The 12841-nt window shown below is 65.8% G+C and carries 11 protein-coding genes and 2 tRNA genes; 8 read left to right on the top strand and 5 right to left on the bottom strand.

Annotated features, from left to right (window positions below; all coding sequences use genetic code 11):
- Nucleotides 1-33 precede the first annotated feature (33 nt).
- Together EYR15_RS01075 and puuE are read left to right on the top strand one after the other, a co-directional pair.
- Nucleotides 34-1227, top strand: coding sequence for a urate hydroxylase PuuD (locus tag EYR15_RS01075; protein WP_131001042.1), 1194 nt, complete (start codon nt 34-36; stop codon nt 1225-1227).
- Between the two features lie 35 nt (nt 1228-1262).
- Nucleotides 1263-2186 carry an allantoinase PuuE gene (gene puuE / locus EYR15_RS01070; RefSeq protein ID WP_131001041.1) on the top strand — a complete coding sequence of 308 codons (924 nt, stop codon included), beginning with the start codon at nt 1263-1265 and terminating at the stop codon, nt 2184-2186.
- Nucleotides 2187-2213: 27 nt separating this feature from the next.
- Here puuE and EYR15_RS01065 read toward each other — a convergent pair whose 3' ends face one another.
- From EYR15_RS01065 to EYR15_RS01050, 4 genes are all read right to left on the bottom strand, one after another.
- Nucleotides 2214-2879 carry a TetR/AcrR family transcriptional regulator gene (locus EYR15_RS01065; protein WP_131001040.1) on the bottom strand — a complete coding sequence of 222 codons (666 nt, stop codon included), beginning with the start codon at nt 2877-2879 and terminating at the stop codon, nt 2214-2216.
- Nucleotides 2880-3034: 155 nt separating this feature from the next.
- Nucleotides 3035-3889, bottom strand: coding sequence for a hypothetical protein (locus tag EYR15_RS01060; RefSeq protein ID WP_205741554.1), 855 nt, complete (start codon nt 3887-3889; stop codon nt 3035-3037).
- A 270-nt stretch (nt 3890-4159) separates the two neighbouring features.
- Nucleotides 4160-5512, bottom strand: a complete 1353-nt coding sequence (locus EYR15_RS01055) for an 8-oxoguanine deaminase (RefSeq protein ID WP_131001039.1) — start codon at nt 5510-5512, stop codon at nt 4160-4162.
- A 23-nt stretch (nt 5513-5535) separates the two neighbouring features.
- Entirely contained in the window at nt 5536-6933 is a 1398-nt protein-coding gene (locus EYR15_RS01050; RefSeq protein ID WP_131001038.1) for a nucleobase:cation symporter-2 family protein, read from the bottom strand.
- 130 nt (nt 6934-7063) lie between these two features.
- On the opposite strand from EYR15_RS01050, the gene EYR15_RS16900 reads away from it, so the two are divergent.
- The 5 genes from EYR15_RS16900 to EYR15_RS01030 all read left to right on the top strand — a co-directional run bounded on the left by EYR15_RS16900 (nt 7064) and on the right by EYR15_RS01030 (nt 10863).
- Nucleotides 7064-7161, top strand: a tRNA-Sec gene (locus tag EYR15_RS16900).
- Nucleotides 7162-7257: 96 nt separating this feature from the next.
- On the top strand, nt 7258-8934 hold the full coding sequence (gene kaiC, locus EYR15_RS01045) for a circadian clock protein KaiC (protein ID WP_131001037.1): 1677 nt from the start codon (nt 7258-7260) through the stop codon (nt 8932-8934).
- A 40-nt stretch (nt 8935-8974) separates the two neighbouring features.
- Nucleotides 8975-9259: a circadian clock KaiB family protein gene (locus EYR15_RS01040; protein WP_131001036.1), complete on the top strand. Its 285-nt coding sequence runs from the start codon at nt 8975-8977 to the stop codon at nt 9257-9259.
- Nucleotides 9256-10734 carry a sensor histidine kinase gene (locus tag EYR15_RS01035; RefSeq protein ID WP_165455387.1) on the top strand — a complete coding sequence of 493 codons (1479 nt, stop codon included), beginning with the start codon at nt 9256-9258 and terminating at the stop codon, nt 10732-10734. Before EYR15_RS01040 ends, EYR15_RS01035 begins: the two co-directional genes overlap by 4 nt.
- Before the next feature lie 54 nt (nt 10735-10788).
- Nucleotides 10789-10863, top strand: a tRNA-Gln gene (locus tag EYR15_RS01030).
- A gap of 72 nt (nt 10864-10935) precedes the next feature.
- On the opposite strand, the gene EYR15_RS01025 is transcribed toward EYR15_RS01030, so the two are convergent.
- Complete coding sequence (locus EYR15_RS01025; RefSeq protein ID WP_131001035.1) at nt 10936-11325, bottom strand: transposase; 390 nt, start codon at nt 11323-11325, stop codon at nt 10936-10938.
- Nucleotides 11326-11580: 255 nt separating this feature from the next.
- Here EYR15_RS01025 and EYR15_RS01020 point away from each other — a divergent pair, with 255 nt between their 5' ends.
- Nucleotides 11581-12831 carry a substrate-binding domain-containing protein gene (locus EYR15_RS01020; RefSeq protein ID WP_131001034.1) on the top strand — a complete coding sequence of 417 codons (1251 nt, stop codon included), beginning with the start codon at nt 11581-11583 and terminating at the stop codon, nt 12829-12831.
- Nucleotides 12832-12841 lie beyond the last annotated feature (10 nt).

Here is a 12841-nt window from a genome sequence, read left to right as displayed (position 1 = left end):
CCGCGCCGCGGATTTGAACGAGGAGCCGAGGCCTTGGACGCGATCCTCTGGGAGTGGCTGAGCTTCTTCGTGCGCTGGACGCATGTGATCGCGGGCATCGCCTGGATCGGCAGCTCGTTCTACTTCGTCCACCTCGACCAAAGCCTGAAACCCCGCGAGAGCCTGCCCAAGGGCGCCTACGGCGACGAGTGGCAGGTTCACGGCGGCGGCTTCTATCACATGGTCAAATACCTGGTGGCGCCGCCTGCGCTCCCCGAGCACGTCACCTGGTTCAAGTGGGAGGCCTACGCCACCTGGCTGTCGGGCTTCGCGCTGCTCGCGATCGTCTATTACTGCGGCGCCAGGCTCTACATGATCGACGCCCAGGTGCTCGACATACCCCCGGCGACCGCGATCGCGGCGAGCCTCGCTGGGCTGTTCCTCGGCTGGATGATCTACGATGCGCTCTGCCGCTCGACGCTGAACAAGAGCGACCTCAAGCTCGCTCTGTCGGTCTTCGCGATGGTGCTCGCCTTCACCATCCTCTACGGGCACGTCTATAGCGGCCGCGGCGCCTTCATGCAGATCGGCGCGATCATGGGCACGATCATGGCGGCCAACGTCTTCATGATCATCATCCCGAACCAGCGCATCGTGGTGGCTGAGCTCAAGGCTGGCCGCGCGCCGGACCCCGCGTTGGGCGCCACCGGCAAGCAGCGCTCGCTACACAACAACTATTTTACGCTGCCGGTCGTGTTCATCATGATCGCGAACCACTATCCGCTGGCCTACGCCACGCGGTTCTCCTGGGCGATCATCGTGCTCGTCATCGTCATGGGCGTGTCCATCCGGCACTTCTACAACACCAGCCACCGCGGGCTGCCGCCGCCGTGGTGGACATGGGGGATCACGGCGGCGGCCGGCGTCGCGATCGTCTTCCTCTCAAGCTTCCCGTCGGTCGCGCGGCCGGAGGAGAAAGCCGCCGCTGCGCCGAGCGCACTGGCGGAGGAAGCGGAGATCGTGGTGCAGAGTCGCTGCGCGATGTGCCACGCCTCCGAACCGCTTTGGCCTGGCATGGGCCATGCGCCCAAGGGCGTGACGCTCGAGACCCTCACCGACATGGACCGCCATTCCGACGAGATCCGCGCCTTCGCGGTGCTAAGCCGCGCCATGCCCCCTGGCAACATCACCAAGATGACGGCGGACGACCGCGATACGCTGGCCCGCTGGCTGGACGAGAAGCGGTGAGGGCGGTTATCGCCCCCTGACGCCTGAGGACCATCATGGCTTCTTCCGACTATCCTCGCGACATGCTGGGCTACGGCCCCAATTCGCCGCGCGTTCGCTGGCCCGGCGACGCACGAGTCGCGGTGCAGTTCGTGCTGAACTACGAGGAGGGTGGCGAGAACGCCGTGCTGCACGGCGATGCAGCCTCGGAGACCTTCCTGTCCGAGATCGTCGGCGCGCTGCCTTATCCCGGCGCGCGTCACATGAGCATGGAGTCTCTTTACGAGTACGGCTCCCGGGTCGGAGTCTGGCGTGTGCTCGACGCGTTTCGCGAGCGCGGCATGCCGCTGACGATCTTCGCCGTCGCTATGGCGCTCGAGCGCAACCCGCTGGTCGCCGAAATCGCGCTGAAGGACGGTCACGAGATCGCCTGCCACGGCCTGCGCTGGATCAACTATCACGGCATGGCGGAGGATCTGGAGCGCGAGCACATGACGCGAGCGATCGAAATCCAGACGCGGATCGCCGGCTCCAGGCCGCTCGGTTGGTATACCGGCCGCACCAGCGAGAGCACGCGCAGGCTGGTCTGCGAGGAAGGCGGCTTCGTCTACGACGCAGACGACTACTCCGACGAGCTGCCGTTCTGGAGCCGGATGACGGCGAGGCCGCACCTTGTCGTGCCCTACACGCTCGACGCAAACGACATGCGCTTCGCAACGCCGCAGGGCTTCAACACCGGCGGCGATTTCTTCTCTTACCTCAAGGACTCGTTCGACACGCTTTATGCGGAGGGCGAGACATGCCCACGCATGATGTCGGTCGGGCTGCACTGCCGGCTGGTCGGCCGCCCAGGCCGCATCGCGGCGCTGAAGCGCTTCCTCGATTATGTCGGCGGCCACGACAGGGTCTGGGTTGCGCGGCGCATCGATATCGCGAACGCGTTCATCGAGCAGTTTCCGTGGACGCCGAAGCAGGGCTGAGATTGGCCCTTTGCCGTGCGCCTGTTTTCAGCGCTTCAGCGCGCCCGACAGCACCACGGTCGTGATCGTGTCGAGCGCGGCGGAATAATCCGCCTTGTCGAGGCGGCGCTGGCCCAGCAGGATCTCGATCTGCGCCGCAAAGTCGGCGTAGGCCTGCGTCGACGCCCACATCAGGAAGATCAGGAACACTGGGTCGATCGACGGATCGAGCTTGCCCGCCGCCTGCCAGCCCCTGATGACCGCCGTCTTCTCCTCTAGCAGCGGGCGTGTGGCCTTGGCGATCTGATCGGCGATGTAGGGCGCGCCGCTGATGATCTCGTTGGCGAAGATGCGCGAGAGCTGCGGCTTGCTCCGTGAGAACTCCATCTTCCTCTGCAGATAGAGGCGGATGCACGCCTCCGGCTCTTGGGCCGCGTCGATCACGTGGAGCGTGTCGGCCCATTGCTTGAGGATGCCGCGCAGCAGCGTGCGGTAAAGCGCTTCCTTGCTGCGGAAGTAATAATAGATGTTGGGCTTGGTGACGCCGGCCTTGGCCGCGATCAGCGCCGTGGTCGCGCCTCGGAAGCCGTAGGTCGCGAAGACCTCTTCCGCCGCGTCGAGGATGCGCGCTTCGTTGTTGCCGCCGAGCGTGCGGGGAGTGTCGGTCCGAGCGATCCGCTCCGCCGCGTCCCGCACGATGCCGTCCTGCTCCACCGGCGCCTCGCCTCCCGCTTTCGGCCCAGGCGCGTCAATGCGGCCTCACGGGTCTAGGCGCAAGCGCGACGGGCGCATGAAGAGACTTGCGACCGTCGATAATGCAGGTCGGGACGCGAGGCGAACGCCGCTCGCGTCCCAACCGGTTCGTCAGATCAGAAGCGGACGACCGCCAGACCCTGGAAGCGGCTCTCGTCCACGTTGGTGCCGAGCTTGTTCATCCAGAACTGGTACTCGGTGCCGAGGAAGAACACGTCCTTCTTGCCGGTGAGGGCGTAGCCCGCGTCCCAACGAAGCTGCGGCTGGGCGAGAATCCAGTCCTTCATCTTCGAGTTGTAGGTCTTGTTCCGGGAGTTCTCGGTGTATTCGATGTGACCTTCGAAGCTGAAGTACTGCCCGGCGAGCTCGAACGGCGCCGCGAACGAGGCGTCGGCCTGCCAGCCGTCCTTCTGCGAACCATTCCCGCCGTTCTTCTTGCTGTCGTCGATCAGCGCGGTGAACTGCGTGCGGAAGAACGCGAAGCCCGGCACGTTCCAGTCGAGGTAGACGCCCGGCAGGTAGCCGCGATAGTCCGGATCGGCGCCGGCGTTGACGCCGGCGACAATGCCGACGTCCTTCAGCGCGCCGCCATATTTCATGCCGAGCAGCTTGGCGGACGAGAAGTACAGGTAAAGTTCGCCGTAGGCGTCCTCGTCGTTGAAGCCGTCTCTATGCTTGTCATCGAGAAAGTCGATAAAGAAGAACACGTCGCCGAACACCCAGCTCGAAGCGTGCTGCAGCGTGACGATCGGCGTCCAGGCCTTCGTGGCGCCGCTGGCGGCGAACGGATTCTTCAGGCGGCCCATCTGGAACTGAATTTCAGTGGTGGAGAAGGTGAAGGCTTCGGCGACCGACGGCACGGAAGCGGGCATGTCAGCCGCGGAGGCGGCGCCGGCGCCGGCGAATGTGCAGGCAGCGGTCAGCGCGGCGGCCGCCAAGGTCTTGAGCGGCTTGCGGCAGGTCTTCGTCATGTAGTCCCCCTGATTGACGTGCGCGTCATCGGTCTCGGAGCAAGCGCGCTCCGAGTTCAGTCCCCCGAATTCATCGACGAGCGATGTCCGCCAAGGTCTCAGCGTTTGAACGACCGGTCAATATGTTCGCCCGCGTCATCAATATGTTGCAAGCATGTGTAGCGAGCGGAACACAATGATCGAGAAACAGGCGTACTTTGCGGAGATCTGATTCAATTCTATGCAGATGGCCTAGAGGGCTTCCTGGATTCCAGCGTAGCTGCCTCGAAATTATCCATTCGCCAGTTCAGCCGCGAGCGAGCGGTGGCGGGCGAGCGTCGCCTGACGGTCAATCGTGACGCAGAGACCGTTCTCAACCACCGTCCTGCCCGCGACGACCACCGTCTCCGCTTTGGTCGGACCGCACAGAACCAGAGCGGCCACGGGGTCCCATCCCGCGCCTGAGAACGCGATGTCGGCGATGTCGAAGGCCGCGAAATCCGCGGCCTTGCCCGCCGCGAGCGAGCCGATATCCGGCCGGTTCAGCGTTCGGGCGCCGCCGACCGTAGCGAGCTCCAGCGCCTGCCGTGCAGTCATGGCGCCCGCTCCCTTGGCGACACGCTGCAGGAGCATCGCCTGTCGCGCCTCGTTCAGCATGTGCCCGCTGTCATTCGAGGCCGATCCGTCGACGCCAAGACCCACGCGCACGCCGGCGGCGACCATCTCCCTAACGCGCGCGACACCGCTGCCTAGCCTCATATTCGAGCAGGGGCAGTGGGCGACGCCGGACCCGGTGCGTGCGAGCAGAGCCACTTCGTCCGCGTCAAGCTGAACGCAGTGCGCATGCCAGACATCGGGGCCGCACCAGTCATGATCTTCGGCGAATTGGCCCGGCCTGACGCCGAACTTCTGCAGGGAATAGGTGACGTCGTCCGGATCCTCGGCGAGGTGGGTGTGCAGCCCCACGCCATAGGACCGCGCCAGCGCCGCGGAGTCGCGCATGAGGCCCTGGCTCACCGTGAAGGGCGAGCAGGGCGCGACGCCGATCCTCATCATCGAAAAGGGTTCTGGATCGTCATAGGCTTCGATCACCCGCCGCGTATCAATGAGGATCGCGGCTTCGTCCTCGACGATCGAATCCGGAGGCAGGCCGCCCTTGCTCTCGCCGATGCTCATGGAGCCGCGGGTCGGGTGAAAGCGGAGCCCGATCTCGACTGCAGCCTCGATGGAATCGTCGAGCCGCGAGCCGTTCGGAAACATGTAGAGGTGGTCGGAGCTCGTGGTGCAGCCGGTCTCCGCCATCTCCATCAGCCCGACGGAGGTCGAAACGCGGATGTGCTCCGGCCCCATGCGCCCCCAGATCGGATAGAGCGTCTTCAGCCAGCCGAAGAGCGAGAGATCCTGCGCCCCGGGCACGGCCCGCGTCAGATTTTGGTAAAGGTGATGGTGGGTGTTGACGAAGCCCGGCGTCACGATGCGGCCCGACATGTCGAGCACGGCGTCGGCGGTGGTGGGCAGGGCGTCGCTCGGGCCGACCTGCTCGATGACGCCGTCACGCGCGAACAGCCCTCCGCCCGCGATTTCGCGGCGATCCTCGTCCATGGTGACGAGGATCTCGGCGTTCTTCAGCAGCAGGGTCGGCATAATCTACTCCGTCGCGATCCGCATCAGGCGTGGTCGCTGGCGGCTGCGGCCGCGGCGAGGTCGGCCCTAGCGACCTCGGCGGCTGTCAGCCCGTTGAAGAAGAGGTTGAGCGCGACCGAGACCACGGCCGCGAGCAGGATGCCCGATTCGAGCAGCGGGTGGAGCGCGTCGGGGAAGTTCTTGAAAAAAGCCGGCGAGACCAGCGGGATCATGCCGAAACCGATCGAGATCGCGACCACGTAAAGGTTGTTGCGGTTCGATCTGAAGTCGACGGCGCTGAGGATGCGCGCGCCGGTGGCGGCCACCATGCCGAACATCACGATCCCGGCTCCGCCGAGCACCGGTTGCGGCACGGCTTCGATCAGCGCCGCCATCTTCGGAACGAGCCCGAGCGCGAGCATGATGAGGCCGCCGGCGACCGTCACGTAACGCGACTTGACGCCCGTTACGCCGACGAGGCCGACGTTCTGCGAGAACGACGTGTAGGGGAAGGTATTGAACACGCCGCCGAGCAGCGTGCCCACCCCGTCAGCCCTCAGGCCGCGGGTCAGGTCCTTCTGGAGGATCGGTTTCCCCGTGATGTCTCCGAGCGCGAGGAACATGCCGAGCGACTCGATCATGACCACCAGCATGACGACGCACATCGTCGCCACCGGTCCGGCATGGAACTGCGGCGCGCCAAAATGGAACGGCAGGATGAGCGCCAACCAGGCGGCGTCCGCGACCTTCTCGAAATGCATCAGTCCCATGGCGGCCGTGGCGGCCGCGCCGATTGCGATGCCGAGGAGGACCGCGATGCTCGAGATGAAGCCGCCGCCGAAGCGGATGAGACACAGGATCACCGCGAGCACGAAGACGGCGAGGCCGATGCCCTGAAGCCCGCCATAGGCGGGGTTCGGGAAGGCGCCCGCGACGCCGTCCACCATCTTCATGATCGTAGGCTGGCCTCCGGCCGCCCAGTTGATCGCGACTCGCATCAGCGAGACGCCGATGACGAGGATGATCGTTCCGGTCACGACAGGCGGGAACAGCGGCAGCAGGCGGCTGACGAAGGGCGCCGCGATGATCCCGAACACGCCCGCCGCGATCACCGCGCCATAGATGCCGAGGATGCCGACGTCAGGCGCCGCCGCCATCGACAGCATGGGCCCGACAGACGCGAAGGTCACGCCCATCATGACAGGCAGGCGGATGCCGACGCCGGGGAAGCCCAGGCATTGTACGAGCGTCGCCAGTCCGCACGCGAACAGATCGGCGCTGATGAGAAAAGCGACATCCTCCGGCGGCAGCTTCAGCGCGCGCCCGATGATCAGCGGCACGGCGACCGCGCCGGCGTACATCACCAGCACGTGCTGGATTCCGAGCGCGAACAGCCGCGGCGCGGGGAAGATCTCGTCAACGCCGTGAGCGACGGAAGACATGCGGGACGCCTCGCGAAGCGGGAAGGGGAGGAACATGGTCCTCGACCTATTCAAGCGACATGCCATCACCTGACGCTGGCGCAGGAGGGCTTGCGTCTTCGCGCCGGCGCAGGCTGATGTGGCCGGCGTTGGAGGAGAAGCGTTCCCCGGTGGGGCGGCTGGTCTTCAAAACCAGAAGGGGCTGCGGATGCGGTCTCTGGTGGGTTCGACTCCCACTCTCTTCCACCAAATTCCCGTATTTCCGGCGCGAAGGGCGTGAAATCGCTGTCGCGTATCACGTCGTGAGGAGGTACATGGGTCCGGGGGCGCAAGCGCGGACGACGAATGAGCACGCAGACGGGCATCAGCAAGTCGCCGACAGGAATTGGCGGCTTCGACGACCTCACGCTCGGCGGCGTCCCTTCGGGACGCCCGACGCTCATCTGCGGCTCAGCCGGGTGCGGCAAGACGTTGTTCGCCTCGACCTTTCTGATCAACGGCGCCCGCGATCACGACGAGCCCGGCGTCTTCGTGACGTTTGAGGAACGGCCGAACGACATCGTCGACAATGTCGCCTCGCTCGGCTTCGCGGTCGACGACATGATCGCAAACAAGAAAATCCACATCGAGCACATCGCGATCGAGGCGTCCGAGATCGCGGAAGTCGGCGACTACGACCTCGAGGCTCTGTTTCTCCGGCTCGAACTCGCGGTCGACGAGATCGGCGCGAAGCGCATCGTGCTGGACACGATCGAGAGCCTGTTCTCCGCCTTCAACAATCCGGCCGTGCTGCGCGCAGAGATCCGCCGGCTGTTCGATTGGCTGAAGGACAAGGGCCTCACCGCCGTCATCACCGGCGAACGGGGCGACGGGACGCTGACCCGGCAGGGGCTCGAGGAATACGTCTCCGACTGCGTGATCCTGCTCGACCATCGCGTCGACAACCAGGTCTCGACCCGGCGTCTTAGGATCGTGAAGTATCGCGGCACCGCGCACGGCACCAACGAATATCCCTTCCTGATCGACGAGGATGGGTTCAGCGTCCTGCCGGTCTCCTCGCTCGGCCTCGCGCACAAGGTCTTCGACGAGCGGATCTCGAGCGGCGTGCCGGACCTCGACGCCATGCTGGCGGGCGGCGGATTTCACCGGGGCAGCTCGATTTTGCTGACCGGCGTCGCGGGCTCCGGTAAATCCTCGCTGGCGGCCTGCTTTGCGAACGCGGCCTGCGCGCGCGGCGAACGAGCGCTTTATCTCTCCTTCGAGGAGTCCGAAAGGCAGACCGTCCGCAACATGCGCTCTATCGGCGTCGACCTGAAGCCGTGGCTGGACAAGGGCCTGCTCCGGCACATCGCAGCGCGGCCGACATTCTACAGCCTCGAGATGCACCTCGCGGTGATGCTGCGCGAGGTTGGACGATTCAAGCCGGACCTCGTCATCCTCGACCCGATCTCCGCCTTCACCGGCTCGGCCAACGCGCTCGAAGTGCAATCGATGCTGCTGCGGGTCGTCGACTACCTGAAATCCGACGGGATAACCGGCATCTTCACCCATCTGTTGCATTCGCAGAGCGCGATCGAAACCGACGCGGGGCTGTCCTCCCTGATGGACGCCTGGGTCCTGCTGCTGAACCGCGAGGCGAGCGGCGAGTTCAACCGTGAGCTCTATCTGCTGAAAGCCCGCGGCACAGCGCATTCGAATCAGGTGCGTGAATTCGTCATGTCCTCGGAGGGCATCGCGCTGAAGCCGCCTTACATCGGCGTCGGCGTGGCGCTGACGGGGGCGGCCCGGCGCGCCGAGGAGGCGCGGGTGCGGCGCGACGAGGTCGCCCGTCTCGCGGAGGTCGAGCGCCTTAAGGCGGAGGTGGTCGCGAAGAAGGCGCGCGCCAAGGCCCAGATCGAACTTCTGCAAGCGGAGGTGGCGGCCGACGAAGCGGAGCTCTCGCGCATGAGCCGGGTCGAAGACGACTACTTCCGGCAAGCTGAAATCGACGTCGCCGACATGGCGCGGACGCGCCGTACCTGATCCCCCTTATGCTGGCGCGAGCCGTACGCCTGGACCCCCGATGCCCTCGTCCGATCCTGTCAAACTCACTCTTTACGTGGCCGGCCAGACGCCGAAGTCGCTCGCCGCGATCGAAAATCTGGAAGCGATCTGCCGGACGCATCTCGCCGGCCGCTACTCGATCGAGGTGATCGACCTGCGAAAGTCGCCCCAGCTCGCCCGCGAGCACAACATCGTCGCGATTCCGACGCTTGTGCGCGAACTCCCGATTCCGATCCGCAAGATCATCGGCGATCTCTCCGACAGCCAGAAGGTTCTCGTGCATCTCGCCGTGGGGACCGAGTGACCGCCGCTTACCCGGGCGTCGGCATCGAAGAGCTCCGGCGCCGGCTGGAGGAGGCGGAGGACACGCTGCGCGCGATCCGCGAAGGCGAGGTCGACGCGCTGGTCATCGGCGGCGACATGGCGGAGGAAGTGTTCACCCTCGAGGGGGGCGTCGAAGCCTACCGCGCCTTCATGGAGGCGATGGAGTTCGGCGCGGCCGCCCTCGACGGCCACGGGCGGCTCGTCTACGCCAACCATGCGCTGGGCGAGCTCCTCGGCCGTACTGCGGCGGAGCTGAACGCTGTCGGCCTGTTCGCGGCGCTCGAACCTGCGGCCGCCTCCGCCGTGCGCCGCATCGCCGCAAAGGCCGCCCATGGCGGACGCAGAACCGTCGAGATCAGCATCAAGGCGGGCGACGAGGACCGGCATCTGCTGGTTTCCGCGGCGCCGCTGCGGCTCGGGCCAAGCGAAGGCGTGGCGGTGACCTTCGCCGACCTCACGGCGCGCGTCCGCGCCGCGGCCGCGGAAGAGTCTGAGCGGATGGCGCGCGCGGTCATCACCTCGGCCAACGAGGCGGTCGTGGTCTGCGATGGCGACGGCGTGGTGACGCATGTCAACGCAGCCGCCTTGGCGCTTGTGACCGTGTCCCCGGTCGGCCAGCCGTTCCGCGACGCCTTCGCGCTCGAATTTGCTGCCAACGGATTGATGGAGCAGGAGGACCTCATCGCCGTCGCGATCGCTGGCGCGCCGGTGCAGGGCATCGAGGCGAGTGTGCCGAACGCGGTTCGGCACCAGGATCTCCTGGTGTCCGCCGCGCCGCTTGTGGTTGCCGGCCAGCAGACGCGCGGCTGCGTGGTCACGCTCGTCGATCTCACCCCGCGCAAGGCCGCCGAACGGCAGCAGCTTCTGCTGATGCACGAGCTCGATCACCGCGTGCGCAATACCTTGACGCTCGTCACCGCGATTTGCGCTCGGACGGCCTCGAGCGCCGACACGATCGAGGCCTTCCAGACGGCGTTCCTCGGCCGCATCCAGGCGCTTGCGGCCACCCATAAGCTGCTTTCGGAGAAGTCATGGGCGGACCTGACGATCCAGGAGATCGTTCAGGCGGAGCTCGCGCCTTATGTCGGCGCCGCAAGCATGCGGGTGCGGCTCGCCGGCCTCGGCGTGCCGGTGACCGCGCGAACTGCGACGGCGCTCGGCCTGATCTTTCACGAGCTGACGACAAATGCCGTGAAACACGGCGCGCTTTCAGTGAATGACGGCGTCATCGACGTGCGCGCGATCGAGGACGACGAGTCGTTCGTCATCGAATGGCGCGAGCGCGAAGGTCCCGTCGTGAGCGAGCCGACCCGCAGCGGCTTCGGTCGCACCGTCATCGCCCGCAGCCTCGCCTTCGCGCCGGATGGTGGCGCCGACATGCGCTTCGAGCCCGAAGGCGTGGTCTGCACGATGCGCATTCCAGCGCAGGAGGTGCGGCCCTCGACGGGCGTCTAAGCAAGGCGTGTTGCGGCGCGCGCCTGCGGCGGCTATCCATCCGCCGTCTGTCGATGGGGCGTCGCCAAGCGGTAAGGCAGGGGATTTTGATTCCCCCATGCGGAGGTTCGAATCCTCCCGCCCCAGCCAGACGGTTTTCCGTCGCGAGAGATGCGCGTCTGGGCACGACGCTCCGCGCTCACGACGAGCATGGCCGCAGACTCAAGATCCGCTCAGCCGCACCGCCGCAAATCGGCCTAGGCTTACGTCACGGCTTTCTCTTAGCCGGATGGGGTCGCGAGTTGGCCGCATAGCATGGGCCGTCGGTGGAGTGGCGTCGAGGCGGCGGCCGGATCGTTCGGCGAGGAGGCGCTTCAGCTCGCTGTTTTCGCGGCGGAGCGCCTTGAGCTGCCGCACGCCGGATGGCGTCAGCCCGTCGAACTTGCGCTTCCAGCGATAGAAGGTGCGAACCGATACATGCGCGCCGGCGCAGACCGCCTCGATCGAGGCGCCGGCCGCGACCTCGCCGACGAGGCTCGCGATCTCTTCGTCCGTCAAACGCGACGCGGCCATGTCGCGAACCTCACGCCGTTCGGCCCATGATGTGGCCATGCTGATAGTTGAGGCAGAGTGATCCCGCGACGGGGTTGTAGCAAGCCGTCAAACCCCACGGCGACAGAGCGACCGAAGACGAGCCGTATGGACGCCAACTCCGGGCTGGGCCGCGCATGTCAATTTTGACACTGGCGGAACGATGGCCCTCCGAATGCCCATTTGGAGCGCGCCGCCTGCTGATATTTGGCCTTGCGAGGGATGACTTGGCGCGGGCAGCGTCAAGACGACGAAATCCTTTGAAGGCCTAAGGCGATGAGCAAGTTCGACCGCAGAACCTTCCTCAGGACCACGGGCGCCGCGGCGGCGAGCGCGATCCTGCCGCTCGCCGCGCCGCCGCTGATCCGGTCATCGCGCGCGGCGGGAACGGTGAAGCTCGGCTGCCTGTTCTCGTCCTCCGGCACCATGGCGAACCTCGAAGGCCGCATGAATTTCGTGGCCAAGATGGCGGCCGAGGAGATTAACGCGGCGGGCGGCGTCAACGGCTCGACGATCGAGGTGGTCACGTCGGACCCGGCCTCGGACTGGCCGCTCTATGCGCAGGTCGGCCGCCAGATGCTCTCGGAGACCAAGGTCGCGGCGCTGTTCGGCTGCTGGACCTCGGTGTCCCGCAAATCCGTGCTGCCGGTGGTGGAGCAGAACAATGGGCTGCTGTTCTATCCCCTTCACTTCGAGGGCGATGAGAACTCGAAGAACGTCGTCTACGTGAACTCCCCGCCCGCGAGCTCCGTGCTGCCGGCGGTCGATTACCTGATGAGCCCCGACGGCGTGGAGGCGAAGCGCTTCTTCATGGTTGGATCGGACTACGTCTGGCCGCGCACCATCAACAAGCAGCTCAAGGGCTACTGGAAGACAAAGGGCATCGAAGAGAGCGCCTGGAAGGAGGAGTACGTGCCGTTCTCCTTCTCCAACTTCCAGACCATCGTGAACCAGATCCGCGCCTTTGCGGACGCGCCGGGCGGCAAGCTCGTGGTCGTGCTGACGGTCGTGGGTTCGTCGATCCCGGACTTCATGCGCGAGTTCGCGAACCAAGGCATTTCGTCGTCCGACGTGCCGGTGCTCGGCCTCGACATGGTGGAGGCTGATCTCGAGGGCCTCGACACCCAGAAGCTCGTCGGCCACCTCAACTGCTGGGCCTATCTCCAGCAGGCCAAGGGCGAGGCCAACCAGAAGTTCCTCAAATCCTGGGCGGACTATGTCGGCAAGACGAAGGCGCCGTTCCGTCCCGACGTCGCAATCGACCCGATGGTCTCGACCTACGACGCTGTTCATCTCTGGGCGATGGCCGCCAAGAAGGCTGGTTCCTTCGACGTGCCGGAGGTGCGACAAGCGTTTGCGGGCCTGAGTTTCGATTGCCCGTCCGGCTACAAGATCGGCATGACGGCCGAGAACAATTACGTCTCGCGCGGCGTGTTCATCGGCTCGGTCAACGCCTCCCAAGGCTTCGACGTGCTCTGGCAGTCGGAGGGGACGCCGAAGCCTGTGCCGATGAGCCAGTACGGCTGATCTCCACCCG

The organism is Hansschlegelia quercus, from assembly GCF_004310425.1.
GTDB classification, from domain to species: domain Bacteria; phylum Pseudomonadota; class Alphaproteobacteria; order Rhizobiales; family Methylopilaceae; genus Methylopila; species Methylopila quercus.
Note: the sequence above shows the minus strand (reverse complement) of the source record. Positions and strands in the feature narration are given on the sequence as shown.

Bases quoted from the DNA above. Each gene is read 5' to 3' on its own strand.
- kaiC (WP_131001037.1), top strand. From the start codon at position 7,258: ATGAGCACGCAGACGGGCATCAGCAAGTCGCCGACAGGAATTGGCGGC.
- EYR15_RS01025 (WP_131001035.1), bottom strand. From the start codon at position 11,325: ATGGCCACATCATGGGCCGAACGGCGTGAGGTTCGCGACATGGCCGCG.
- EYR15_RS01055 (WP_131001039.1), bottom strand. From the start codon at position 5,512: ATGCCGACCCTGCTGCTGAAGAACGCCGAGATCCTCGTCACCATGGAC.
- EYR15_RS01050 (WP_131001038.1), bottom strand. From the start codon at position 6,933: ATGTCTTCCGTCGCTCACGGCGTTGACGAGATCTTCCCCGCGCCGCGG.
- puuE (WP_131001041.1), top strand. From the start codon at position 1,263: ATGGCTTCTTCCGACTATCCTCGCGACATGCTGGGCTACGGCCCCAAT.
- EYR15_RS01020 (WP_131001034.1), top strand. From the start codon at position 11,581: ATGAGCAAGTTCGACCGCAGAACCTTCCTCAGGACCACGGGCGCCGCG.
- EYR15_RS01060 (WP_205741554.1), bottom strand. From the start codon at position 3,889: ATGACGAAGACCTGCCGCAAGCCGCTCAAGACCTTGGCGGCCGCCGCG.
- EYR15_RS01040 (WP_131001036.1), top strand. From the start codon at position 8,975: ATGCCCTCGTCCGATCCTGTCAAACTCACTCTTTACGTGGCCGGCCAG.